This window comes from Paenibacillus borealis, from assembly GCF_000758665.1.
Lineage (GTDB): Bacteria > Bacillota > Bacilli > Paenibacillales > Paenibacillaceae > Paenibacillus_AQ > Paenibacillus_AQ borealis.
Window position 1 is genome coordinate 7,976,991 of record NZ_CP009285.1, and the last position, 26,263, is coordinate 8,003,253.

A 26,263-nucleotide genomic window follows, 5' to 3' on the forward strand; every position below is an offset into this window, starting at 1 on the left:
AGGACCTAGGTATTCTCAAGATGTTGAAAATTTGGCATCTTGATAAATTTTCTGGCATTCTCTGGAGCGGGAACGGTGAATACAGTGAGTGTGAGCGCTTGGTAAGCGCTTTAATAAAAATTAGGAGGAACAGATAAATATGATTGTGTGAAGGTGATGAACTGTAATGCGCATGGCTAATTACCAATAAATCAGGTGCTCAACCCGAGGAGGAATTCACTTTTTATGCTGAAAAAAGTTGTCTCTGCCGTCTCCGTCCTTGCGATTGCATTAAGTATTTCTGCGGTTAACCCTGCCGTCACCGAAGCAGCCCCGATAAGTGAGGCGAATTCAACCATTTTTGGACCAAATGTGTACGTATTTGACCCCACGATGGCCGCCGCGGATATCCAGAATATCACCTCATCCGTGTTCAGCTCTCTGGAATCGAGTGAATTCAGCAGCGACAGAAAGGCGTTTCTGTTCAAGCCGGGGTCGTATAACTTAAATTTCAACGTAGGCTTCTATACTCAAGTGTCCGGTCTCGGCCAAAATCCAAACGATGTTAACATTAACGGCGGACTCAATATTAATGCGGATTGGGATAACGGGAATGCGACAAGAAATTTCTGGCGGAGTATCGAGAACCTGTCCATCACGCCTTCCGGGGGCACCACCCAAATCGCCGTTTCTCAGGCAGCCCCGCTCCGCAGACTGCATATCAAAGGCAATCTGGATTTGTTCGATTTTGATGCAAACTGGAATGCGGGCTGGGCCAGCGGAGGATTTCTTGCCGATTCCATCGTGGATAACACCGTTGTTCCCGCTTCACAGCAGCAGTGGTTCTCACGGAACAGCCAGTGGGGAAGCTGGGCGAACGGCGTGTGGAACATGGTATTTGTGGGAGTCACCACTCCTCCGGCCGGTCAGTTTCCAGATCCGCCTTATACTGTAGTAGACAGAACTCCCGTCATACGCGAGAAGCCGTATCTGTATATTAACGGTGCAGGGCAATATCAGGTATTTGTGCCTTCACTGCAAAGCAATACGCAGGGTGTCAGCTGGGCAAACGGCCAAACCCCGGGACAGCCGATTTCCATCGATCAATTCTATATTGCCCGGCCGGAAACTTCGAGCGCAGCGGATATAAATACCGCTCTTAGTCAAGGCAAGCACCTGCTGTTCACGCCAGGAATCTACCATTTAAGCGATACGATCAGGATAACGAATGCCAATACCGTCGTACTTGGTATCGGTATCCCCACATTAGTACCGGACAACGGAAAAACGGCAATCTCAGTCAATGACGTGGATGGAGTGAAAATAGCAGGCCTTACGATTGATGCCGGACCGGTTAATTCTCCTTCTCTGCTCGAAGTTGGAGCAGGCGCAAGTACCTTGAGTCATGCAGGTAATCCGACATCGCTTCATGATATCACCCTTAGAACCGGTGGAGCATCGGCAGGCAGAAATGATACCGGTCTTAAGATCAACAGTAATGACGTCATCGCAGATCAGCTCTGGATCTGGCGCGCAGATCACGGGGCAGGTGCAGGCTGGACATCTAACGTCTCCAAGAACGGTCTTATTGTAAACGGTAACAATGTGACCATCTATGGTTTATTTAATGAACACCATAATGAATACCAGACTTTATGGAACGGCAACGGCGGCCGTGTGTATTTCTATCAATCGGAAATCCCTTATGATGTTCCGAATCAAGCAGCCTGGATGAGCAAGAATGGCAGCGTAAATGGCTATGCCTCTTATAAAGTGGCGGACAATGTAACCAGCCATGAGGCATGGGGGCTCGGTGTATATTCCTATTTCAGGGATGCAGCCGTCAAGCTCGAAAGTGCGATCGAGGTTCCCAACGTTCCCGGTGTGAAGATTCATCATGCTACAACCATATGGCTGTCGGGTACGGCTGGCAGCGAAATCACTCATATCATCAATAACACGGGCGGTAGAGTCTACGCCAATTCTCCGGCCACAGCGATGAGGCAGACCCTCCCGGAATTTGCTGGGACCGGAACTGCCGATACCCAGGCGCCAAGCACGCCGGCGAATTTGACGGCGGCAGCGGCCTCCAGCAGCAGCATTAACCTGAACTGGACTGCAGCAACCGATAATGTCGGCGTCATAGGCTATGAGATTTACCGCGGGGGCGCGCTTGCGGGAACTACAGCAACGACTTCGTATAGTGACACTGGATTGACAGCCGCAACAGCCTACAGCTATACGGTAAAAGCGAAGGATGCGGCCGGCAATCTGTCTGCCGCGAGTAATACGGCTACGGCCACAACGCAGGCAGGAGCAGCAGCGGCGCTGGACCGCTCAGGCTGGACAGCAACTTCTTCGCCTACCAGCGGAGATGTGCCGGCCAACCTGCTGGATGGAAGCATGTCTACGCGCTGGAGCACCGGAACGGCGATGGTGCCGGGGCAGTCATTCACCGTGGATATGAAAGCGGTGAAGAGCTTTAAGAAGATTGTGATGGATTCTACAGGCAGTGACGGGGACTATCCACGCGGATACGAGGTGTACGTCTCGAATGATGGAAGCAATTGGGGAAGCGCAGTAGTGACCGGCAGCGGCAGTGGTCCGGTCGTAACGGCAACGTTTGCGGTTCAGAGCGCGAGATATATCAAAGTGGTTCAGACGGGTAATGCAACAAGCTGGTGGTCTATACGGGAAGTGAATTTGTATAACTAGCTAAGAGGAGCGTTCCTACGTTTTAATTAAAAAGGCCATCCCGGAGTCATCGCGAAAGTGATGATGGACGGGGTGAGCCGCTGAACACAGAAACGGCTGTCCGGGACCGATTGCTCGCGTCCTGGACAGCCATTTCTTCTGCTATTTAGTTCAGTGTGATGCCTTATCCTCGCCAGCGCCCAGTCTAACCCGCATCTCCGCATACGCCTCCGGGGTGCCGACATCATCGATCGTCCCCTCCGTATAATAGGCCCGCATCTCCTGGCGGGAATGCAGCCACTCCGGGAAATAACTCGGTGCATCCGGGTTGCCTCCCTCGGCAAGATAGCGGGAAATCAGCGGCAGCGTAGACCGCTTATAAATATAGAGGGCAAACACGCCGATGTTCGAACGCGGCTCCTGCGGCTTCTCTTCCAGCGACAGAACCCGCATCTCTGCGTCCAGCTCCGCAACGCCAACACTGCGAAGCTCTGCGGGATCGTCCACCGTACGGACCAGAATGCAGTCCCTGTCCATTTTATAAAAATAGTTCAAATACCCTTCAAGGCCGAATCCGAGCACATTGTCCCCTGCCAGAACCAGCAGATCATCCTGCAGCTGTTCCCGCTCCAGCACATATTGGATATCGCCAATCGCCCCTAAACGTCCCTCCGGAGAGGATGTACCATCGTTCAGAATACGGATCGGCTTCTCCCCCTGATACTGCTGATGCCACTGCCCAAAAGCATGAAAGAAACGGTCATTCGTCACAATCAGAATCTCCGTGATGTCCTCCAGCACCTCCAGGCGGTCAATCAGCAGATCCAGAATCGTTCGGCTTCCTTGAACCGGCAGCAGCGGCTTCGGTGTGTCTTTGGTTAACGGATACAGGCGGGTCGCATACCCCGCAGCCAAGATTAATGCTATCATCCCTGTTCGCTCCTCTGCCCGGTGAATAGGTTCCTCTACTATGGTCTGGACGCTGCAAACAAGGATTGGGCCAATAAAACCATTGTTTGCTTGTATACGCTATGGGCTGCTTCGACATCACCAAGGAACCCGCCCATATACAGGTGGATTACGCCGTGCAGGGATGACCATATGCTGCCGACAAGGGTCCCCGTCTCTATCTGGTTCGAAATCTGTCCCTGCTGCTGGGCAGTGCTGATTAGAATCAACAAACGACTTATGGCTGTCATCGTTCCCTGCATACTCTCCGCATCCGGCTTGAACTCGGCAAAAGCTCCACCAAACATCAGCTTATAATAGCTGGTATTGTCCTGCCCGAACTGCCAGAAGGCTTCGCCCAAGTCCAGCAAATGCTGCAAAAGATCAGAGGACGGCGGCACTTCTTCAAAACGCCGGGCGAGCAGTTTGCAGCCCTCCAGATACAATTGCTGGGCCAGACCTTCTTTATTGACAAACAAGCTGTAGATGATCTTGGTTGAACAGCCCATCTTTTGCGATACTCTGCGCACAGTAACAGCCTCTGGACCTTCTTCCTGCAGAATGGCTGCGGCCGCATCAACCACAAGCTTGCGGAGATTTTCCGTATTTTGCAGACGGGCTTCCTGATATGTTTTTAATGCCCGCCCCGTGGATGGTGCGGACTTGTCTTCGTTACTGATAAGGATCACCTTCATTCGGTTATCATGTTATTAACCAGCAACAAGGTTACTGGGCTTCTAACAGGAATTCTAATCATTTGCAGAAAGGTTGTCAATTGATCCATTAGGCTGAAAAAAAGATTTGACACATATGTATCCAAAGGGATACTATGATTCATATCGGAAACACTGTTACCGGAATGACACATGCCTTGATGGCATTTGTGATTTTTTTGGATGATTGGTAACATTGTTCCCAAACAAAAACATTGTATTGAAAGGAGCAAAACTCATGAATATTAAAGGGAAATGGTCGCTAATCACTGGCGCCTCTTCGGGAATCGGCGAGCAATTCGCCAGACAATTGGCAAAGGAAGGCAGTCATTTGGTGCTGGTAGCCAGGTCTCAAGGCAGACTCGATACGCTCGCAGCCGAATTGACGCAAGGCTATGGAATTCAGTGCCAGGTTATTCCCCAGGACCTATCCGCCCCGGGTGCTGCCGGAGAGCTGTATCAGAAGTGCCGGCAGCTGGGCCTGAACATTGATCTGCTGGTTAACAATGCGGGTTTTGCCACTCACGGTCTGTTTGAGCAAGTCTCTGGTGAGCGCCAGCATGAAGAAATCATGCTCAATGTCGCCGCTGTAGTGGATATGACTCATTTATTCCTTCCGGGGATGCTTAACCGGCGGGCTGGCGCAGTTATCAATGTTTCCTCTACCGCAGGCTTTCAGCCGCTCCCTTATATGGCCGTCTACGGGGCGACCAAAGCATTTGTCTTATCCTTTACCGATGCCCTTTGGTGGGAGAATCGGGACCGGGGCGTTCAATTCTTCACCCTGTGCCCGGGCTCGACGGAGACGAATTTCTTCAATGTCGTTGGTACCGAGGATGCCTCTGTCGGCGCGAAGGATTCGCCGGAACGTGTAGTGGCAATTACACTGCGCGCTATGAAAAAAGGGAAACAGTACGTTGTTCCCGGATTCCGGAATTATCTGGGTGCGCAAATCTCCCGTTTCATGACCCGCAGACAAGGCCTGCGGCTGGTTGGGAACATGCTTCGCCCCCATAAACAATAAGGGTGTTTTATACTGTCCGCTGCCACCTGCAGGCATCCCAAACAGCCGCCCACTCCGGCAGGAGGGGCAGCTATTGGGATTGGAGGCATCTTCTCTTTTACCACCGAACGCTACATGCGCGAATGATAAGCGATACCGTCGATCTGGACCTTGAGTCCATCCGGGCCGCCAACATGCGCGAACTCGGTGGAGATGGTTTTGCGTGCCGGATATTTGCCTTGGAATCTGCGCTTGAACACTTCTTCCATAACCGGAATATCCCATACATCCCGCAGCAGAATATCCACCTTCACCACATCCGCCAGCGTAAGCCCCGCCTGTCCCAGACGGTTGCTCATATCATTCAGTGCACCTTCCACCTGCTCTTCCACCGTTCCGCCCACATTGCCCACACAGAAGCTGAGGAAAATAAAATCCCCGGCTTCCACAAAACCCGAGTACGCGTATTCCGTGTTCACATCATGTCTGATGATTTCGCCCATCCTTGTCCAAGTCTCCTTACCGGTTGAGATAAGATCAGTATAACGGGGGAAACCGGACAGCTGTGTGTCGTGGTTTAGTAGGATAATTATGGTAATATTAGAATGAACGAAAAAAGATTGTTCCTGAAATGGAGGAGAACCATGAAGCGATTTCTTAGATCCAAATCTTTTCTGATCACATCAATTCTGTTCAGCCTACTGTTCATTGTGAATCTGACTGCAACTCCTGACAGCACCGCTACAGATACTGTATGGAGTATCTTTAAGTCAATATTAGCAGGGTTAATAAGCGGATTTTTGATTGGCGGGCTGATCTTTCTTGTGCAGAAGAAGAGAACGGTCTGAATCTAGACATACGCATACGGTAGCTTAAGAAGCTCCACAACAACCTGTCCCAGACACTCTGCCAGTACCTCATGATACGTCCGGTCCTCTTCTACACAACAGTCAATTTCCTTAAGAAAAAAACTACCAACTGCATTTCAACGCAAGGACAATTACAACCTACTGCAGAAGTCAGTGTCCTATAGCAACAAAAAAAACCATCAAGCATAAGTGGGGCTGGTTAAATGGATAACCTGTGGATAAGTTGTTTATAAAGTGTCTTAAATTCAAAAATTTTCATTATAGAGTATTGCCTTGAGGCATTTTTGGGTATATATTTAATGTATCAGAAGCCCTGTCTTCTCCGAACGCTTAAGTTCCACTTAGGCCAATTATGTAGGAGAGATGGGGTTTATTTTTTATATTCAGGAGCAATTCTGTGTTCATTAGGAATAAATAACCAATGTCTATATGGATGGTTCCACCTGTCTTCAATATTCTTGTATCCAGTTGAAATACCAATATTAAAATTAGGGTATATCTGACGTATTCTATTGTTTATATGTTTGTATACTTTCTCTTTCGCGACGGTTCTTTTCCCCCTCCTTTTTTCCCCTTCTGGAATAACTTTATGGAAGTCATTCAATCTAAAGTACATAGAACCAAGAACCACATCCATATACTGCATTAAAACATGATTATGTGACTTGACTTCTGTGATATCCTCTTTTTTTATTTTTATTTTTGCCTCTGTAAACTCCTTCATCAATTGGATTTTTTCAATATAGTCTTTGAATTCAGAAGCATCTTTCGGAGAGACAGGCAGTTCGTCAAAGTAAATACGTAGTGACAATTCCTCTAAACTAGTCGGATTAGAATACCTTAATCCAAATGCATGCTTGAAAAATTGGTAGTATAACATTTGATATTCTTTGGCCCTCTGCTCAACTGAAAGATTTATTGCCTCAAAATAGTTCTGTGTAAACATTATTCTAATTTTAACAAAGTCGTCTTTTATAAGATCGAATAATGTATCCATTAAAGCAATGTACTTTTCTAAATACTGCAATGTGACCTTTTGCCACTTAACTTCTCCATTAAAGCCCAATTCACGTTTCCTTGTTTCTAAGATTTCAGTCACCCATTGGTAATCTTGAGATCGAACTAAGGCGCCTCCATAAAAATTTCCAAATCTAGGTCCTTCATCATTTGATTCATCCATATAGATAATATATTGCACCTTAGATTCCTCCTACTGACTATATGCTCAACATTATACTATATTTTGGAATGTATGTTATAAACAATAAAGCCTTTCAGCCGAATCTAGTAGGCAATTATTACCGCATAGTCAACACCGTCCTTGTACTTCATAAGCCTCTCAGGCTTCTGTCCTAATTCCCTCCATTGAAATCTTAATCCCGCATGCGTCCATTGATCAGAAGCATACACCAGTGTTTAATGCAGTTTATCCTCTCCCCCCAGTTCAGTTACCTCTGAACGAACCTGACCGCATTCAGAGGTAACTTTTTTGCATTTTTTCCTACCAGTTATTCCCCGCCCCCGATACCGTAAAGCCCGACGAAGTATTCAGGAACTTGCCGGAAGGCGCACCCGTAATCGTATTACTGTTGAACACAGACGCCCCGGTAGCGGAGCCTTGGATATACACGCCATAAGTCCCGGCGTTGATAATGTTGTTCGAAGCATAGGTCACGGAGATGTTCGGTGCCGGTTCTTCGATGAAGATCCCGGAGTAGGTGCTGTCCTGGATGGTGTTGCCGGATACTGTGACATTGAGATTCTGGGCTTTGCCGCTGTTGTTCAGCCAGTAGGCCCAGATCGCGCCGATCTGGTAGCCGTAATCACGGTGAGCCGATCCTGTACGTAGCAGCATATTGTTCTGAATAGTCAGGGTTCCGGTCATCGACGGAGGATTGAAGTTGGTTCCGAAGGAGATGCCTCCGCCCGTGCGAACGGTATCGGTGAGCAGGTTGCCAATGACCTTGTTGTCTTTACCGCCGTAAATGGCGATATTGTTCGCCAGGGTAGGAATCTGGACAGTGTTGTAGCTGAAGGTATTGTTGGTATCGAGATACGTATCTGACCACATGGCCATGCCGTCGTCGCCGCTGTTGCGGATGGAGTTGTTGGTAACGATGGTGTTCGAGGTGCCTCGGTGGAGATTGACACCGTCTGCCCACACATTCCGTACCCGGGAGTTTGAAATAGCAGCACCTGTCGTCTGGTTGGTCAACCAGAAGCCGACTTTGGCGTGCTCGATCCAGAGATTGGTGAGCGCCGAGTTGGTGGCAATGCCCTCCACTCCGGTTACACCGTAATAGTCATCGCGGATGATGTCGTTCGCACTGATCTTGAAATCGGTGAGCGTGACATTGCCGCCCTTCAGATAGATACCCGCGTAGTTACCGGAGAGCGTAGAATACCAGATGCCTGCGCCTTTCATGGAAACTCCGCTGTCCAGATACAGTCTTGTGCCTGTAGAGTCATAAGCGGCACCTCTGGTGCCGTTGTTGAGGGTGAAGGTGCCCGCCGGAATCCATACGCCCTTATAGGTTCCGCCGGAGTTCTTCACCGCAGTAATGGCACTGTTGATAGCTGTAGTATCATCCGCTCCGTCATTCGCTACTGCTCCATAGTTCGCAATCGATACATAGCCGGTTGGCATCGTTAATGCCGCCGGGATCGCTTCAGTTTCAATCAAGTCTACGGTTACACTTGCGGTAGAGCTGTAGTTCAGGTTAGAAGCATTCCGCTGCAGCCTGATAACGGTTCCTGCCGGATAAGACTTATCCAGCATGACTGAAACCTCGTCATACATATGGGCCGGGGTTGTGGAGACCGTATTCGGGTTGTTGGACCAGATAGTGCTTCCGCCCTCCGTGCCCCATTCCCCATAGTTCCAGCTATATTTGGAAGTGAGATTAACGTCCTTGAACAAGGTGCCGCCGATGTACATGCTGATTGCTGAATCAATCCCTGTGCCGGCAGCATTATCCGGAATGGAATAGCGCAACGTTACGCCTTGGGCTGGCTTCGCGAGTGTAATCTGCACATACTGCCCGGCAGATGTCAGTTTGACTGCTTTGCGGCCTGAAGCTTCGGAAGCCAGATTGCCCTGCACTGTGGATGACCCAATAAGCGCCCCGGTATAGGCGGCATTCTCAGCCTCGTAAGTGTCGTACGGCATAGTTGCGCCATATGAACCCGGAGAAGGCGTTGGCGTAGGCACCGGTGTCGGAGTTGGAGGCGGTGTTGCCGCCAGATTGATTTTATCCAGATTCACATTACCGGTGTCGGTGGTGTCGTATTTGTACATGATGGTATTGCTGCCCGCATTCAAAACCAGCGTATCCAGCTTAGTGGACCAGGTGTTCCAATCCGCTGTAGCCGCGAGTGAAGTCTGGCGGATCTTGGTTCCATTTACATAGATGCTTAAGGTCTGGGCTGCTGCCGAGCCATTGGCATATCGCACAGTTACGTCATAGCTCGCGGCACTTGGTGCGGTCACTGTGAATTTCACAGAGGCATTGCCCTTGTTGATATCGATGAAGCCGCCCACGAAGCCGCTGCCGCTATACCCGGCATGGTCAGCCGCTATTACTGCTCCGCCGGCCAGAGCAGCTGCCTCCGCTTCATAGGTTCCTGCTGGTGCCGCAGTTGGTGTCACGGTTGCTGTCGGCGATGCAGTTGGCGATGCTGTCGGTACCGGTGTCGGTGTCGCAGTTGGTGCTGGCGATGCTGTTGGGGTAGCTGTCGGCGCAACGGTTGGCGTTGCGGTAGGGACTGGTGATGCTGTTGGTGCCGCTCCCGATCCATAGACCTCGAATTCCGCCGCCTGCCCTGCCGATGCGCCCGAATTAGCAGTGAAGCTGACCCGTACATATCTTGCCGAAGCTGCGGCGAATGCAATACTGACCGTGTTGTTCGAGACCGGATTGAAGGTATAGGTCTGTGAAGCAGCAAGCGTATTGTAAGCCGTGTTATTCGTGCTTCCTGCAATGGACAACGTCTGCGTTCTGCTCCCCCAGGATGCCGGAAGCTTCAGAACTACTGCCCCCACATTCTGTGCGCTGCCAAGATCTACCGTCAATGTATTGGGGTAGGAGCCTGCCGCACCTTCGTAATAGCTTAAACTGTTGCCATCTACTGCACCCGCCGCAGGGAAGCCGGAGAAGGTATTATTGGCTGTAATGGATTGCCCGAGTGCCAGATTCGTGCCTAAGGCAGCATCTATACTGACATTATCCAGGTTCACATTGCCCGTATCCGCTGCATCAAATTTATAGCTTATCGTGTTGCCGCCGGAATTCAGTGATACGTTCTCTGTTTCCGTAGCCCACGTATTCCAGTCAGAGGTGGCCGGAAGTGAAATCTGTCTGAGCTTCGTGCCGTTAATATACAGGCTCAAGGTTTGAGGCGCACCTGAACCATTAGCATATCTTAGCAGGGTTGTATAGTTGCCCGACGAGGAAACGTTTACACTAAATTGAACGGATACATTGCCTCTATTGTTATCTGTGTATCCGCCGACGAAACCGGTTCCGGTATAGCCCGTGTGATCCGCAGCTGTAACTGCACCGCCGGTCAGCGTTGCCGCTTCTGCCTCATAGATCTGTGCCGCAGCAGATGCGACATTGACCAGCGGAACTGGAACCGCCAGTAAAGCCAGAATAAGCAAGTAAGCCGCGAGCTTGTGAAGCTTGAACCTTTTTAGCATGTAATTACCTCCATTGTAAAATGAACTTGCAACTGAGACAGAAGAGAAGTGGTTGCCTCACCTTCCATCGTTCACTCTATGATGTATGCGCTCCATTAAGACGTATGGGAGTAGCTGCAGAGGCAAGCAGGAGAAATTCAGGGCAATTGCACATCGGCCAAAAGAATCCGGAATCACCGAGGCATACGTCTAGTCCATTCCACACTAGCCCTCATACGTTATACAGAAGCCCGAGTGGTTATGTATAAACCTGACCGGCAGAAGGTGGGATAACGTGAATAAGTCGGATGCAAATAAGCACAGAAAGCTGAAGCTGCAGCAATTCAAACGAAAACGGATCAAGCTTCCGCTCTACAGCACTACAACCTACAAATACAAAAGATATCTGAAAAAAAGTAGGATGCTAAGAGGGAAACGAAGTGCTAAAGGAGATTCTGCCTCCCAAAACGCTAAGTGCCCGCCAAGCGTGACAGCCGCTTCACCGGGCGTAATGAGTATGATGGAACTCATGCAAAACATGGCTGCAATGGGGATGCAGGGAGCCACTGGCGCTGTAGGACTCATGGGCAGTATAGGCGTTATGGGCGCAACGGGCGCAATGGGCAGCATCGGACTTAGTGGCAGCATTGGAGCCATGGGCGCAACCGGGGCGACCGGCGCCATGGGCAGCATCGGGCTCATGGGCTCGATTGGAGCTATGGGCAGCATCGGGCTCATGGGCAATATTGGCGCCATGGGCGCAACCGGAGCGACGGGCGCGATGGGCAGCATCGGGCTCATGGGCAATATTGGCGCCATGGGCGCAACCGGAGCGACGGGCGCGATGGGCAGCATCGGGCTCATGGGGGCGACCGGAGCGACCGGTTCGATGGGCAGCATCGGGCTCATGGGCTCGATTGGCCTCATGGGGGCGACCGGAGCGACCGGTCCGATGGGCAGCATCGGGCTTATGGGCTCGATGGGCCTCATGGGCGTAACCGGAGCAACCGGGGCGACCGGAGCTACAGGGACAATGGGACTCATGGGCTCGATGGGACTTATGGGCTCGATGGGGGCTATGGGTGAGATGGGCCTCATGGGGGCTATGGGCTTAATGGGCTTGATGGGTGTAACCGGAGTGACCGGAGCTACTGGGGCTACTGGGGCGATGGGTCTTATGGGTTTACCGGGAGCTGCCGGGCCACCCGGGGCTACCGGTGCGACCGGTGCGACCGGTGCGACCGGTGCGACCGGGGCGATGGGCCTTATGGGCTTGCCGGGAAATGCCGGACCGCCCGGAGCTACTGGCGCTACCGGGGATACTGGTGCGGCCGGAGCCACTGGTGCGACCGGATCCACTGGTGCGACCGGACCGGCAGGTGCAACGGGTTCAACGGGTATAACGGGTGCAGGCTCAGGATTCATCGAGACGCTGAAAATCGGGGATCTCAACACCCAGATCCCATTTAATGCCGGGGGCGGCAACAATCAGGCCATCGGAGCGCTCGCATTCAGCGGATCACAAATAACGATTAACAGACTTGCAGCATATGTTACACAATTAGGCTCTACAGGTGTGTTCCAGATGGCTGTCCTGCAGCCCACCAGCTCTTCCCAGTCTACTGTTATTGGAGTAACCACAGTAGCAACCACTTTACAAGCTGGAATATTCATTCTGCCGCTGACGGCACCTCTGACGTTATCGGGGAATATTACGTATCAGCTTGCTGTCTACAACCAGGTTAACGGCTCCAACCTCGGAGGCCGGAGCACAGGCACCTCCGGGCTGGCAGCACCGCCGATCAATTTCAGATCACAGAACCTCACGGGATTTACAACAGGCCAGTCTATCAATACGAGCGATTCTATCCTACTGTCGCCTTGGCTGGCGGGACTCGCTTAATACTTCCTTGCCTGCGGTAAAATAAAACTGGGACTGTCCTATAAATCGGCAGTCCCCGTTTCTATATGCCGGTCAAGCGCCCCGGCTAATCCAGCTCCGCACGCGAGAATAGATCCCGGATCAATACGTCGTCCTCGCAAGCCCGCTTGAATGCGGAGGCGAAGGCTACGACCGCAGCTCCATCGGAGGAATACGCGCAGAACATACCGGCCTCCGGGTCAAACCGGATAATTCCGGCCAGTTCAGGCATCTGTTCCTCAAGGAACACCGCAGCCAGAGAGCCCCAGTCATATCCATTGCCTTCGAATCCCTCTTCTTCCCGCGCAGCAAACACTTCGGCCTTGTAGCTGCCCGCGTTCAGAATCACGGATTTCCCGCCATTATCCTGCTCTACTATAATAAAAGGCTTAACATCCACAGCTTCCGTGGCTTCCGCCTCTCTCAGCTTCTCAAGCAATTGTTCCTCTGCTATATCCGTGAACCGCAGCGCTCCCTCACTCTCCACGATCATTCCCTGCCGCAACCGTTCATCCAGCCAGTCGGAGATGAAGCCCGAGGCGTATCCGCCTGTGCTGAATTCTCCGCCGAACGCGATTATTTTCGAATAGTCCTCAAGATATTGGTCACGGCTGGTCTGCGGATAGGCGCTGGTGTACAGCCAGAACTCCAGATCATACATCAGGGTCGAGCGTTCGTCCGCATGAAGAGAGAAGTGGCCCTTCTCCTCAACAATGGCGGTGCAGATGCTGCGGATGATCCCCTCTATGTTATTCACTCCGGCAGCCTTATCGCACAGCTCCTGAAGCAGCGGAGAGAACTCTCCGGTGGCCACCTTCCGCAGATCGTCCTGCTTATCTTCCTCAGATGTATCATAGACCTCCTCGCTCACCAGACCGCGGATGAAGGCCTCATAATCCTTGGCCAGGAATGTGATCTCATAGTTGTTCTCCTGGTCCACATGAATAACCTCGGGTTCTCCCTCCGGGCCGCAGTAGCGGTAATCCAGCATCACCACATCGTGGCCTGCAGAAGGACAGTCCCCAATGACCACTCCAATATCCGGATACCCCCACTCCTCGATCATGAACGGGCTGCCCAGATCACCGCAGAGGGCGTAGCTTTTGTCCCGGCCGATACCGGCAATTCCCGAGATTGCGATATGATCTTCAGCCCAGGAGGTGGATTCCTCCACCGGGAAGCAGGTATTGCGGGGAATCCCGCCGTTCTGCTGCTTCATCATTGCGATGTAAGAGGACGGCAGCTTATAGCCCAGCTCCTGCTCCACAGAAGCAATCAAATCGTCATCGGGCGGCGCCGATACATACTCCTTCCGGGCATAGTCGCTGTCCTCCCAGAAATCCGAACAATATTCGATAAAAGCGCCAAGATCTCTTCCGCCCGCATCCCCCTGTGCAGTAGAGGCACGCAGAGCTGCGGCGCGCCTTGCCTGCTCCCGCTTCTCCCGGTGCGCGCCGCTCCGGCTCCACTTCAGCAGCATTACGGTATCCCCGTCTCCGGGCTCTAATTCATCAGCACGCTCAAACGCATGGATTGCCTGTTGATACTGCTTCAAATAGTAATAGGAATACCCTATGCGAAAATGCCACAGCGGATCATTCCCGCCATCCCCCGCAATACTGAGCAGCTGCTCCAATGCCTCCCCGTAATGTTCCAGGTTGTTGTAGGCTCTGGCCAACTGGCTAATAGTCTCATAATCTCTTTCATCCGGCGGAATCTCCTGAATGCGGTCCACAATCTGCTGATACTCATTTTCTTCATGCCAGCGTTTCAGCTGTGCCAGCAACTCCTCATCCATGCCTCTGCCTCCCCATTGTGACACTGCAAATAAGCCCGTACCCGATCGCTGCCGGACTGCTTGCAGTCAGTTAAATCGCTATTACCCATTCACCCTGAATGGACAGGTCTAAACATAGGTTTGGGATATACCCCAAATATATAAATGCGTATTTTCAAAAAAGAGGCCATCCCCCGCCAACATCCGGCAAGGAACAGCCTCTTCGTATTATCACTCTCAGTACACTTATCTGCTCCGCTGCCTGTCCGGTTACTGAATCGCTTGCAGATGCTCCTCGAGACGGTCCCAGGTTTCGGTAATTCCCTGCTCCATCCCCATATCCATGACCGTCTTGAGCGCTTCTGCGGAATCGTATTTCGACCGGCTTACCAGCTTCGTACGGCCACCATCGTAATCTTCGAAGAGCATCGTAACCAGCGTGGACGGCATGCCTTCGGTTTCATTACCTTCGGCATCCGAGAAGTAATCGGTATAGACAAAACTCTCACCGTCGGTGATCTCATGGTAGACCGCTTTGCCCCAGGATTCCATGCCGAAGAAATCGCCCTGCTTCTCATCCACACATTTCATACAGTAATGCCAGACGCCGCCCGGACGAAAATCAACGCTGCAGAAGGGAACAATCCAGCCGCGCGGGCCCCACCACTGCTTCAGATGCTCAGCCTCGGAGAATACTTTGAATACAAGCTCACGCGGTGCATCGAATACACGTTCAAGAACCAGTTCAAGACCTTCTACTCTCGAAATCATTTTGCTGGACATTGCTAATCCCTCCCGATAATCATGAATTGTCTTTGGATTGCAGCTTCTGGAGATAGTCATCCAGATTGTCGAAGCGTTCACTCCACAGCTTACGGTAGGCTTCCAGCCAAGTATCCAATGCCTCCAGCGGCTCTGTACGCAGCCTGTAATTCCGGCGGTTCGCCGCCGCCTCTACCTCAACCAGTCCGGCTTCCAGCAGTACGCGCAAATGCTTCGAAGCCTGAGGCTGCCGCAGCTCCAGACGCTCAGCAATATCGCCTACGCTCAGCGGCCCGTCCTTCAGAATCTCTACCATCCGCAGGCGGGTGGGCTCGGCAAGTGCGCTAAATGTCGTTGTGTCCATCATTCCGATGTTCCTTTAGTAAAGCTTGTATTATTTATTGGTGTTGTACACTTACAATATACCCGAAAAGGAATATTCTCGTCAAGGAATATTATAATTCATTCTGCTAAATCAGTTTTATTGATTCGTTGAATAGACCTTAGCACTCAGCTCTGCTGCAGATTCATAATCCTCCGCCGGCGCAATAATTTGCAGATTCTTACTCATACCGCCGCCCGCTTCCGGACCGGTGGGCTCGTAGAGAAGAATCTTAACACTGTCAAAGCTGCCTTTTTTCCAAATGGAGCCGAAAGCAAACCCGCTGGGCTTCCAATCATAATAGGTAATGTTTCCCCAGCCATTTCTTATCTCAGGATAGAACACGATATCGGACATCTCATACTTGCTGTAATCATATTTCTCAACTGTGATACGCCCATGGAACACCTGATTGCGGAATAAAGGCCGGTGAAGGCTGCCTTTAATATGTACCGTAGTTCTTTGCGCGGATGATGCGTCGCCGGTTCTGAATTCAACCGCCGGATAGCTGGTGTCAATCACTTTGGGGAAGCTATACATAGCGCAAAAAAGAATGCCTCCGATTAGCAGCAGTATGGTGAAAATCAGCACTTTCCTCTTCATACATAACTTCCCCCTCAGCTCTTCAATCCATACCGATACCGTAAGTTACGCCGGTTAAAGTCAGCTTATGACCCTATGAATCCCAGTGTCACAGTTGTACCTTGTCCCGGCGCGCTGTGGATGGAGATGGTGCCGCCATAACGCTCCATGATTGCCTTGGCAATGGCCAGTCCCAGGCCCGATCCCCCCTGCGAGCGGTTGCGTGAAGCCTCCGTACGGTAGAAGCGCTCGAAGATATGCGGCAGCTGCTCAGCGGATATTCCGATTCCAGTATCGGCTACGGTCAGGATCACCTTACCGTCATCCGAACGGGAATGCCCGATCGTTACCGCTCCGCCTTCAGGCGTATACTTCAGTGCATTCTCTACGATGTTGCGGAGCACCTGATAGCAGGCGCTGCCAGGCATCCGGATGGGCAGCGCCTGTTCACCGGAGCCGCCGTCATAAACAAGCTCCACTCCCGGATTGACATGAATAGTCTGAGGCAGCAGTTCGTTCAGCACAGACTTCAGATTGCAGGCTTCTTCTCCGCCCTCCTGGGCCAGCGCCTCTGCCTCTGCTTCCGCAAGCAGAAGCAGCTGGGAGATCAGCTGCTTCATCCTCCGCGTCTCATCCATCATGAACGCCAGCGACTCATCCAGCACCTCAGGTGACTGCTTGCCCCAGCGCTGGATCATATGCGTGTGGCCTTCAATAATGGCCAGCGGTGTCTTGAGCTCATGGGAGGCATCGGCAATGAAGCGGCGCTGCTGGTCGAAGGAAACCTCCAGCTTATGAAGGAATCCGTTGAAGGTCTCTCCCAACTGCTGCAGCTCATCCTGGGCGGCAGGGACATGCAGCCGCCGGGACAAGCTGTTCGTTCCGATGCTGCGCACCTCGCCAATCATGCTGCGGATCGGCTTCAGCGCCGAACGGGAGACGATTCCCCCTGCAAGCACAGCCATTCCGGCAGCCAGCAGCAGCCCCAGCAGCAGCAGTCTGCCCACCTCCTTCTCGGCGGTGGCGCTGCGTGATTGCCCGCTGTCCGTAAGCTGCAGCCGGACAAGGCCATATACGGGCAAGGACAGCTCCTTCTCTGCGCTGTAGACATCAGAGCCGGGCGCCGGTTCGCCTTCGCCCGCTTCTGCGAGCACACGCCCGCGTGCATCCAGCATTTGCAGAACCTGGCCTTTATCCAGCTCAGGGGCAAACACTGAGAAATCCGGCTTCAAAAAAGCAGCTGCACCGCTTCCTTTGCCCAAACCAGGCTGAAGCAGGGACGGCAGGAATTCCACCTCACCGACCCGCAGCTCAAACTGTCTAAGCTTGGCATCCAGCAGCCGGGTCTCCTGGCTGTCGGTCCAATGTTTGAAGGTAATATAGACAAATCCGCTGACTACCGCCGCAACGGCCAAGGCAGTGAGCGCAATCGAAGCACTGACTTTACGGGAGAACGTCCATGGCTTCATTCGCTCACCTCAGTCTCTCAGAATATAGCCGCTGCCACGGACCGTATGGATCAGCTTTTCGCAGTAGCCTTCATCCACCTTCATGCGCACATACCGGATATAGACATCCACCACATTCGTCTCCCCTTCATACGAGTAGCCCCAGACCAGGTTCAGCAGTGCCTCACGGTTCATCAGCCGGTTCTTATGGACCAGCAGGCAGTGCAGCAGCTCGAATTCACGCTGTGAGCATTCAATCTCGCGCCCGGCGCGGCTGACCCGGTGCGCAGCCCTGTCCAGTATCAAATCCTTAGCGTGCAGGACTTCATCCCCGGCTTCTGCGGCATGCAGCCTGCGCTGCAGGGAACGCATGCGGGCCAGCAGCTCTTCGATGGCGAAGGGCTTCGGCACATAATCATCCGCCCCGGTGTCCAGTCCCCGGACCCGGTCACTCACCGTATCTCTGGCAGTCAGCATAATTATCGGGGTCTGCTTGACCGCCCGTACCCGCTTGCATACTTCAATTCCGCTCATGCCCGGCAGATTCAAATCAAGCAGAATGATGTCAAAATGCTCCCCCAGCGCTTGCTCGGCACCCGTAAGGCCATCGCACGCAACCGTAATGTCATAACCTTCATAGGACAGCTCCAGCTCCAGCAGGCGGATCATGGCAGGCTCATCCTCAATCACCAATACGCGTTCCTTCAACCTCTCGTCCACCTCTTCACAAGATCAGTTCTGCATTAGCGATAACCCGGCCATAGATTTGGCACGGATCTGATACGTACCTGCGCCCAGCTTCCCGCTGGCCCGGTGATTCTTCACTGTCAGCGGGAAGTCCGTTTCGATCTCTTCAAAAGCGGATTCCGCATCGACCACGACTCCCGCATTCCCCGGCCAGGCCAGCTCTACGTTCCCTACCGCTGTAGTTACCTTCCAGTCTCCGCCGACCTTCCGGCTCTTCACATGAATGTTCCCGGCTACGGTAACCGCTTCTACAGCAGCGAGCGCATCCTTCACCGACAAATTTCCGTTTGTGGCCTTCAGGGTCAAGGCTCCCGCAATCTGCTCTGCCTTCACGTTGCCGTTGGTAAGTGTGACCTCTACGCGGTCCTTCGCTTCAGAGACCTGCACATTGCCATTCACCGTATGTAATTTGAGCGCATTGCCTATGCCGGAAGCAGATATATTTCCGTTCACAGCCGCTAACTCAATTCTACCTGTACTAGAAACTTTTGACAAAGAAAGATTGCCGTTCTCCGTCTCTGCCTGAAGCCCGGCCTTCATGCCCTGCGGCAGTGTAACCGTCAGCTCAAGGCTTGGATATCGCCAATTGCCATAAGACTCGCTGTAGGTTCTAATCTCCAGATCAGCCCCTTTGCTTACCTTCATCCCCGCCTTGTCTGCTACGGCCTTCGCCTCATCCGCGGTTGCCTGATGGACGGTCACGGTCATATGGACCTCAATCTCCTTGACATTGCCCTGCTTAATTTCGATGGTTCCGTTCGTGTTGGCAATAGAGACACTTTGCGTGCCGGCCGGCAAGCTGACGCGGGTAATGCCTTTGTCAAAAGAATATCCCGCCCCCGTCTTCTTCCCCGCTGTCTGCAGAGAGACTGCAGCCGCCGGAGCTGACACCGAAGCCTGTGCTGGCGCAGATTCAAAGTCCGCCTCGGACAACGGCCGCGCACCGGCAGTCCCTTCATTTGCTATGCCTGTGTACACTAATACCGCCGCCAGTGAAGCGCTTGTGATTGCCTGTTTCCACGTCATTCTCATAATCTCTCTCCTCCAGTTCATGTGATTACCCTTAGGGTAAACCATCCTTGATGAGAAAGACTTTGCAGGGAGATTAGAGTTTGATGAGAAAAAAACAGCCGGGAACCCTCCCGGCTGTTCTTCGAAATACATTAGGTTCCCGCCAATATCGGCATTGCGGAATTCAGCTGCTACCCCTGCTTAATCGGCGCTGCCAGAATGATCTGTCCCCGCGGGGCATCTCCCCCGTCATCCGGCTCCAGCGTAATTGCCACGGTATCGTAGGCCTTCGGATCAAACGAATAATACAGTGCCCCGTTTCCGTCCTGTGAGATGAAGGTGCCCGCATTCTGCGGCGTATCCCCTTTGATCAGCCATACCTGATAGACCTCTGTGCCTGTAAGCTCCGGCAGATCCTCTGCCTGGATTACGAGGTGGGTCCCGGATGTGTCAGTGACAATGGTCGCTACACCCTTGGCCGAAACAGCCTCTCCCGCCGGGCTAAGCGCCACCGTCTCATTCACCTTAAGCCCCTGCAGGGGCCCGGTGCCGGAGGCAATCTGCCGCTGCAGCTGGTCTACATCCCCGCGCAGCTGGCCGGTATAGACAATCAGCAGCAGCACGGCCACAGCCAGCCCGAGGCTTAAGTAACCCCAGAAGCGGGTTTTTCTAGGCTTAGGAATTCTCGCCTTGGGCAGGCCCTGTTCTATAGGTGCCACCTTAACGGACTCGCGCTCAATGGTGCGTTCTGCCGCAGGCTGAATATAAGGGCTGGCCTTCGGCGGAGCAGCCGGTGTACTCAACTTTTCCGACTCTAATACCCGTGATAATATGCGTTCCTTCATTCCGGAAGGCGGCTCTGCAGGCTCTGAAGCGAGAGGAAGATGGTCCAGTACCTGCCGGTATTCACTTACCAGCTCCCTGCATTCACTGCAGGCTTCTGCATGGGCAGCGAACTGCGCTGTCTCTTCTGCCGTCAGTGCGCCCAGAACATATAATTCGGCCAGTTCACAGAGATCATCCTTATGTTCACTCATGCGCATGATCCCTCCTTCCCCAGTGCCGTAATGATTTGTGCAGCTGCTTCATTGCCAATCGGACCCTTCCTTTGACCGTCCCCAGCGGAATTGCCGCAAGGTTCGCTACTTCCTGCTGGGTATAGCCCTGATAATAAATCATATCCATCACCTGCTGCTGATCCCGACTGAGCCCCAGCAGCGCGTCCCGGATCTGTTCCCCGGCCATCTGCAGCTCAACGAGATCCTCGGTGAGCGCTGTATGGTCCTGAATCATATCCAGATTCCCGGAGTCTGCGGAGTGCTGCGGCAGCCTGGAGCTGCGTTTGCGGAGATGATCAATCGCCAGGTTGCGGGTAACCGCGAACATCCAGGTGAGCAGCTTGCCCCTGCCGAAATCAATCTGATCCGCATTCTTCCATACCCTCAGGAACAGTTCCTGCATTACTTCTTCGGCGGCCATCGAATCCTTCACGATCTGGTAAGCAAAACTATAGATTACCCGTTCATATCGGTCATAGAGCAGTTCGAGGGCATTCGAGTCTTTCTGTGCAATAAGCAGAATTAACTGCTTATCGTCAGCTGTGTCATTCAATTGCCATCCCCCATTCAACAAAAATTCAGGACCCCGGCGCTCCAGCGCTGGACTTCCTGCGTTTCACTGAGTATAACCGCTTTGCACAAGCGGCTCAACTTTGAATGAAAGATCATGCACTCCGGAATTGAAGCCGGCCCGGCTTCCATATATGATAGCTATATCATATCCGCAAAGGGAGGATTCATTTCCGTGGCCGTACTTATTAATGAACAGATCAAAGCCGCCGAGGTCGAGCTCACCGGGCTGAAGGGCCAGAAGCTCGGCACCGTATCCAGAAACGAAGCACTGGCTATGGCCAGATCCGCAGGAGCCGATCTGGTCTGCACCTCGCTGATGAGCAGCCCGCCGCCCTGCAGCCTGGTCGCCAAGGGCAAAGGCAAAGCAGCTGCGCAAGCGGCCCGCAAGGGTGATACCAGCCGCCCGCAAAGCGGCGGAGGCGGCAATGAGAAGGTGAAGGAGCTGCGCTTCACCGCCCATATTGAAGAGCATGACTACGACACGAAGGTGCGCCAGGCGGACAAGCATCTGCGCTCCGGCAAGCCGGTGCAGCTGGTCGTGAAGTCCTCCGGTGCGAAGGAAGCGGCGGCCGCGAAGGCAGTCCTGGAGCGGCTGCTGGCAGATCTGAAGGAGGCCGGAAGCAAAACCACCGGAATTCAGACCAGCGGCAAAGGCGCACAGGTGCGGGTAAATCCGCGTACGTAATATTGCTTTGAAGCAAGTGGAAAAAGGTATCTTAATTTACCTATTTCTGAGGGATGGACCGAAGCAAGTGGAAAAACAACATCTACTATTGTTAGGTTTAGCTACTTTGGGTGAAAAGTGAGGATTTAAGTGCTGTTTTTCCAACTGTTATTTGAGCAGGGTTCTATCGTTCATCAGCAAGTGGACAATATCCAACTATTTCCGGTCCTTATAGCATCCGAGCTTGTCCCGTTCGTTCTCTCTAGTCCGAAGCATATACATTCTTATCTATTAAGTGGAAACGGCTTTGCCGTCCTTTTACAGGACGGCAAAGCCGTTATTCTTGAACCCTAACTTCTTCCACTCATCTTCCCCCGCACGGCCGCTCATCTTCTACTCGTCTTCCGTACATCTCCCGCTCATCCTAGGGTTATCTTCAACTGCAAAGCCGCCCAGCAAACCGCTCCTTAGTCAGCACATGCAGCAGCTCACCGTTGCAGTCCTCATAATCGCCGGTTAGCCCGGCCAGCTCACGTTCAAACCGGAAGTCCAGCTTCCGGAACACCCCGAGTGACGCTGTGTTCCGCGGATCTGCCTTGGCATATAACCGGTCCAGCCCGATTACATTGAAGGCATAAGCCGTGAGCGCCCGGGCGGCCTCGGTAGCATACCCCAGGCCCCAATGCTCACGCCCGATCAGATAATACAGCTCGGTATCCGGTGCGCTGAAATCCAGCACACCGAGGCCGCACCAGCCGATCAGCTGTCCGGTTGCCTTGCTGCAAACCGCGAACGAATATTTGAACGGCAGCTCAAACGGCGTATGATAGCTGAACATCAGCCAGCGGAACAAGCCCTCATACTCATGCAGCGGCATGACCTCCATATGCATGAAGGTCAGCACCTCAGGATTCTGCATCAGCGCGAACGAAGCACTCAGATCAGTTTCAATATAGGGACGGATGATTAAACGCTCTGTTTCGAGCCTCATCCTGGATAACGTCGGATTCATTACGGTTAGCCTCACTTTCAACTCCTGGATGTACCCCAGCATAGTACAGGCCGAAGAAGGTTCACAAGGTAAAAGATAATTTAATCCGTTTGCCCCCTGCCGCTATTCCACAGCGTTCTGAAGGCATCGCAGCCTTGGATCAGGGAATCGAAATCCCCCTCCCCTACCAGCTTCCCCTGCTCCATCACCAGAATGTGGTCTACTCTGCTGATGAAATTCAGCCGGTGCGCGATAATAATGACCGTCTTGTTCCTGAACTCCGTAAACACCGTTCCCATCAGGCTTTTCTCCGTAATATTATCCAGCGCCGAGACCGGTTCATCGAGGATGATCAGATTCCGCTTCTGGAGGACCGCCCGGGCAAAAGCCAGCCGTTGCCGCTCACCGCCTGACAGCTTCAGGCCGCGCTCACCCACCATTGTCTCCAGCTTCTCCGGCAGCTCCAGCACCTTATCCTTCAGATTCACCTTGTCCAGAATCGCATACAGCTCGTCATCCGGCACCTCCTGGTCAAACACCATATTTCCCCTGATCGTGGTATCGAATATCGGACTATCCTGCGACAGATAAGAGATATGATCATAGTAGCTGTTCAGACTCAGCTCATCGATATCCGTGCCGTCCACCAGCAGCTTGCCGCCGCTTTTCTTCAGCAGGCCCGTAATCAGCTTAATGACCGTCGATTTTCCGCTTCCGCTTAAGCCAACCAGTGCGACCGAGGTTCCGCGCGCGATAGAGAAGGACAGCCGGTCCAGCACCTGAACCTCCCCGTAGCCGAAGGACACCTCCCTGAATTCAAGATCGCCCTGCAGCCGGGCCACCGCCTTCCCCTTCTCCAGATTGGCGTCCTCCCGGGCATTCAGGAATTCCTCAAACCGCTGATAGGTCACCCTGTTCAGCTTGTAGCCGACGAATAACACGTTGAAGATGGCAATCGGCGCGTAGATTTTCTCAATGAACATGAACAAGGCAACCATAACCCCGACCGAGGCCTGCCCGGAGATCACATTCTTCACTCCATAGAGCAGGACAATCACTTTAATGACCGTAATGAACAATTCGAATAAGGCAAAAAAAGCCTCATGGATCATCTGCAGCTGAGCGCTTTTGCGAATAATCTGCCGTGCAGTATCATTCAATCTGCTGATTTCCTGCGCATACTTCTTATTGGTCCGGAACACAACCAGCTCCATGAATCCGCGGATCGAATAGCGGGACATGGCCTCCTGCTCCTTGAGCACAGACGCTTTAATCCGGTAGAGATATTTCAGCAGCACATTCGTGATCACGAAGATCACCACATACCCGCCCGCAATCACCAGCATGATTCTGAGGTCATAATAGCTGATGAAGAACAAGCTGAAGAGGATGGTAGGCAGCAGCTCGTGCAGTGTCCCCAGAATAAAAGTAAACAGAATGCTGTTCCCGGCCGCGGCGCCGTTCTCAATTACCTTGATCATCTGGCCTGTGCCCATATTCTGATAGGCGGTATAATCCATTCTGGAGATTTTGGACAAGGCCAGGATCTTTAGTCTTTCCGTGATGCTGTTCGACAGATGGGCGCCCGGATATTCATCCGCATAATTCAGAATTACATTCGCACCCAGCAGCGCCCCGTAGATGATAATCCAATGTGTGATTTCGCGGATTCCCGTCCCGTCCACTGCCTGATCGAGAATCTTCTGAAAGACCACTATGCCCAGACTGCTTAAGAACTGAATGGCGAAGCCAAGAATGATATACAGAGCAACCCACCCTTTGAGGTGGACAAGACATTTCCGCAGCATATTTACAATCCCCAATCTTGAAATGAGTATAAAAAAAGCCGGGACACGCTTCGCCACCCAACGCGAATGAACCACCTGCATATGCGGTGTGGTCTGTACGTTGAATAACGCAGTGTCCCGGCTCTAAAAATGAATGCCCAGGCACCGTCCAAGGTTATAGTTATCATGTGATCAAAAAGGCAGACTGCCCCCTTGATGGCTGGTACGCGTTCAACCCAGCCCGATAACTACTTCCTTGCGACAGTACGGTATGGCATCCATTTCACCCCGATTGTAAGATTGTATTTTATTGTAAGCTCCAGCCTGCCCTGCGGTCAACCCGCAGAGAAGCCTCTACTCCAACACCCGGCGCAGCCAGGCCACCGATTGTTCCATATACCCCAGCTGATCCACAGCATCGAAATGCTCGATAGCCAGCGTATCTGCGTATCCCTCTGCCTTCAGCAGCCGGAGCACCTCGGCAATCTTGATACAGCCTGATCCTACAGGGGAAGGATACAGCGGAATTCCGCTTGCGCTGATTCTGGGCTCTCCGCCGCGGTCCTCCAGCGACCGGTCCTTGCAGTGGATATGGATTGTCCGGTCCTTCAGCTTCGCGAACGCTTCCAGTTCATCCTCGCCGCGGTAGATGAAGTTCCCGGTGTCGAAGGTAATCGACAGCTTAGGCACCTGCTCCAGGAACCAGAGCAGCTCGTCCGCCGACGAGAACGGCGCCCGGATATCGTCGAAGTCCTCCATCGTCACACGGATGCCCTTACGCTCCGCGTAATCACAAATGGCATTCAGCGCCGCAGCCATGCTCTGAAGAGCCTGGCCCCGCGCCTCCGGGCTGGCCGTTTCTTCGATGAAACCCGGAATGACCAGCACTTTACCGGCTTCCAAGTAGGCCGCCGTATCAATGAATGCATACCCCGGCTCGGGGGCAGGCTGATTGCCGAAGTCAAAAAAAGCATACATCGACGCCACGGAGATCCCCGCTGCATCCAGCCTTTTTTTCATCGCCTCAGTACCGGTCAGCGCCTCTTCCAGATCAAGCTCTACCCCATCAATGCCATAGGCATGCACTTTGTCCAGTACATCCGTAAGCGGCACGCCGCTCTGCTCGCTTGCCTTCACAATATGATTGTAAAAAACCGACAGCTTCAAGCTCTCCAGCCCCTCTCAGCCTAGCGCTTAGTATCCTCTGCATCCTCCGGTTCAACTTCAGAGTCCGATTCTTCATCCGAATCCTCCGGCTCATCAGAACCGTCCTGCACGCCCGCTTCATTCCGGCTCCACTCCAGGAACTCAATGATGTCCTCATCTTCAGGGTCCAGCTTATGAGCCTTCTCGAAGGCCTTGATCGCCTCATCGTACTGGTCCAGATAATAATGGGCGTAACCGACACGGAAATGCCACAGCGGATCTTTTTTGCCTTTATCGGCGGTCTTGTTGAACCATTTAAGCGCTTCTTTATAACGCCCCAGATTATTGAGCGCCCGGCCCAGATGAACCGCCAACTCATCATCAATCAGCGGTGTCGGCACCTCTTTGATGCGGGATACGATTTGTTCGAACTCGTCTTCCTCATGCCAAGCGTTCAGTTGATCAATTAATTCTTGTCTCATTACAAATAGCCTCCCGGTTAATATATCCATTCCTCTAACAATTACTTT

23 protein-coding genes are annotated in these 26,263 nt (G+C 52.6%); 5 read left to right on the forward strand and 18 right to left on the reverse strand.

Going from position 1 to position 26,263, the window contains the following annotated elements:
• Positions 1 to 225 precede the first annotated feature (225 nt).
• Entirely contained in the window at positions 226 to 2,694 is a 2,469-nt protein-coding gene (locus PBOR_RS33940; RefSeq protein WP_042218485.1) for a discoidin domain-containing protein, read from the forward strand.
• 150 nt (positions 2,695 to 2,844) lie between these two features.
• Here PBOR_RS33940 and PBOR_RS33945 read toward each other — a convergent pair whose 3' ends face one another.
• Both PBOR_RS33945 and PBOR_RS33950 read right to left on the reverse strand, forming a co-directional pair.
• A complete protein-coding gene (locus PBOR_RS33945; RefSeq protein ID WP_042218487.1) occupies positions 2,845 to 3,603 on the reverse strand; it encodes a nucleotidyltransferase family protein in 759 nt (252 codons plus the stop codon).
• 38 nt (positions 3,604 to 3,641) lie between these two features.
• Positions 3,642 to 4,316, reverse strand: a complete 675-nt coding sequence (locus PBOR_RS33950; protein WP_174479841.1) for a TetR/AcrR family transcriptional regulator — start codon at positions 4,314 to 4,316, stop codon at positions 3,642 to 3,644.
• Between the two features lie 256 nt (positions 4,317 to 4,572).
• On the opposite strand from PBOR_RS33950, the gene PBOR_RS33955 reads away from it, so the two are divergent.
• The gene (locus tag PBOR_RS33955) at positions 4,573 to 5,358 is read left to right on the forward strand and encodes an SDR family NAD(P)-dependent oxidoreductase (RefSeq protein WP_042218488.1); all 786 of its coding nucleotides are present in this window, start codon (positions 4,573 to 4,575) and stop codon (positions 5,356 to 5,358) included.
• Between the two features lie 110 nt (positions 5,359 to 5,468).
• On the opposite strand, the gene PBOR_RS33960 is transcribed toward PBOR_RS33955, so the two are convergent.
• A complete protein-coding gene (locus PBOR_RS33960) occupies positions 5,469 to 5,840 on the reverse strand; it encodes a RidA family protein (RefSeq protein ID WP_042218490.1) in 372 nt (123 codons plus the stop codon).
• Between the two features lie 141 nt (positions 5,841 to 5,981).
• Between PBOR_RS33960 and PBOR_RS33965 the strand changes: the two genes are divergently transcribed.
• Positions 5,982 to 6,185, forward strand: a complete 204-nt coding sequence (locus tag PBOR_RS33965) for a hypothetical protein (protein ID WP_042218492.1) — start codon at positions 5,982 to 5,984, stop codon at positions 6,183 to 6,185.
• A 391-nt stretch (positions 6,186 to 6,576) separates the two neighbouring features.
• On the opposite strand, the gene PBOR_RS33970 is transcribed toward PBOR_RS33965, so the two are convergent.
• Positions 6,577 to 7,404 (reverse strand): DUF3800 domain-containing protein, encoded by an 828-nt coding sequence (locus PBOR_RS33970; RefSeq protein ID WP_099052509.1) that lies wholly within the window; start codon positions 7,402 to 7,404, stop codon positions 6,577 to 6,579.
• Positions 7,405 to 7,707: 303 nt separating this feature from the next.
• Entirely contained in the window at positions 7,708 to 10,905 is a 3,198-nt protein-coding gene (locus PBOR_RS33975) for a discoidin domain-containing protein (RefSeq protein WP_081972298.1), read from the reverse strand.
• Between the two features lie 517 nt (positions 10,906 to 11,422).
• On the opposite strand from PBOR_RS33975, the gene PBOR_RS35930 reads away from it, so the two are divergent.
• Positions 11,423 to 12,787: a collagen-like domain-containing protein gene (locus PBOR_RS35930; RefSeq protein WP_218918874.1), complete on the forward strand. Its 1,365-nt coding sequence runs from the start codon at positions 11,423 to 11,425 to the stop codon at positions 12,785 to 12,787.
• Between the two features lie 85 nt (positions 12,788 to 12,872).
• Here the strand turns inward: PBOR_RS35930 and PBOR_RS33985 are convergent, their stop codons facing one another.
• The 9 genes from PBOR_RS33985 to PBOR_RS34025 form a co-directional block, all read right to left on the reverse strand.
• Positions 12,873 to 14,603, reverse strand: coding sequence for an Imm51 family immunity protein (locus PBOR_RS33985; protein WP_042218493.1), 1,731 nt, complete (start codon positions 14,601 to 14,603; stop codon positions 12,873 to 12,875).
• A 249-nt stretch (positions 14,604 to 14,852) separates the two neighbouring features.
• On the reverse strand, positions 14,853 to 15,365 hold the full coding sequence (locus tag PBOR_RS33990; protein ID WP_042218495.1) for an SRPBCC domain-containing protein: 513 nt from the start codon (positions 15,363 to 15,365) through the stop codon (positions 14,853 to 14,855).
• 19 nt (positions 15,366 to 15,384) lie between these two features.
• On the reverse strand, positions 15,385 to 15,708 hold the full coding sequence (locus tag PBOR_RS33995) for an ArsR/SmtB family transcription factor (protein WP_042220240.1): 324 nt from the start codon (positions 15,706 to 15,708) through the stop codon (positions 15,385 to 15,387).
• A gap of 117 nt (positions 15,709 to 15,825) precedes the next feature.
• On the reverse strand, positions 15,826 to 16,329 hold the full coding sequence (locus tag PBOR_RS34000; RefSeq protein ID WP_042218497.1) for a hypothetical protein: 504 nt from the start codon (positions 16,327 to 16,329) through the stop codon (positions 15,826 to 15,828).
• 65 nt (positions 16,330 to 16,394) lie between these two features.
• Positions 16,395 to 17,777, reverse strand: coding sequence for a sensor histidine kinase (locus PBOR_RS34005; protein ID WP_052429769.1), 1,383 nt, complete (start codon positions 17,775 to 17,777; stop codon positions 16,395 to 16,397).
• A gap of 9 nt (positions 17,778 to 17,786) precedes the next feature.
• Entirely contained in the window at positions 17,787 to 18,464 is a 678-nt protein-coding gene (locus PBOR_RS34010) for a response regulator transcription factor (RefSeq protein ID WP_081972299.1), read from the reverse strand.
• Between the two features lie 24 nt (positions 18,465 to 18,488).
• Complete coding sequence (locus tag PBOR_RS34015) at positions 18,489 to 19,535, reverse strand: DUF4097 family beta strand repeat-containing protein (RefSeq protein WP_042218499.1); 1,047 nt, start codon at positions 19,533 to 19,535, stop codon at positions 18,489 to 18,491.
• A gap of 170 nt (positions 19,536 to 19,705) precedes the next feature.
• Positions 19,706 to 20,551 (reverse strand): anti-sigma factor, encoded by an 846-nt coding sequence (locus PBOR_RS34020; protein ID WP_042218501.1) that lies wholly within the window; start codon positions 20,549 to 20,551, stop codon positions 19,706 to 19,708.
• Positions 20,544 to 21,125 carry an RNA polymerase sigma factor gene (locus PBOR_RS34025; protein WP_042218502.1) on the reverse strand — a complete coding sequence of 194 codons (582 nt, stop codon included), beginning with the start codon at positions 21,123 to 21,125 and terminating at the stop codon, positions 20,544 to 20,546. The genes PBOR_RS34020 and PBOR_RS34025 overlap by 8 nt, the downstream gene beginning before the upstream one ends.
• A gap of 192 nt (positions 21,126 to 21,317) precedes the next feature.
• On the opposite strand from PBOR_RS34025, the gene infC reads away from it, so the two are divergent.
• Positions 21,318 to 21,830, forward strand: coding sequence for a translation initiation factor IF-3 (infC, locus tag PBOR_RS34030; protein ID WP_042220243.1), 513 nt, complete (start codon positions 21,318 to 21,320; stop codon positions 21,828 to 21,830).
• Between the two features lie 415 nt (positions 21,831 to 22,245).
• Here infC and PBOR_RS34040 read toward each other — a convergent pair whose 3' ends face one another.
• From PBOR_RS34040 to PBOR_RS34055, 4 genes are all read right to left on the reverse strand, one after another.
• Positions 22,246 to 22,821: a GNAT family N-acetyltransferase gene (locus tag PBOR_RS34040; protein ID WP_042218506.1), complete on the reverse strand. Its 576-nt coding sequence runs from the start codon at positions 22,819 to 22,821 to the stop codon at positions 22,246 to 22,248.
• A gap of 80 nt (positions 22,822 to 22,901) precedes the next feature.
• Positions 22,902 to 24,608 carry an ABC transporter ATP-binding protein gene (locus PBOR_RS34045; protein WP_042218507.1) on the reverse strand — a complete coding sequence of 569 codons (1,707 nt, stop codon included), beginning with the start codon at positions 24,606 to 24,608 and terminating at the stop codon, positions 22,902 to 22,904.
• 333 nt (positions 24,609 to 24,941) lie between these two features.
• The gene (locus tag PBOR_RS34050; protein ID WP_042218509.1) at positions 24,942 to 25,754 is read right to left on the reverse strand and encodes a sugar phosphate isomerase/epimerase family protein; all 813 of its coding nucleotides are present in this window, start codon (positions 25,752 to 25,754) and stop codon (positions 24,942 to 24,944) included.
• Between the two features lie 20 nt (positions 25,755 to 25,774).
• A complete protein-coding gene (locus tag PBOR_RS34055) occupies positions 25,775 to 26,215 on the reverse strand; it encodes a tetratricopeptide repeat protein (RefSeq protein ID WP_052429770.1) in 441 nt (146 codons plus the stop codon).
• Between the last annotated feature and the right edge of the window lie 48 nt (positions 26,216 to 26,263).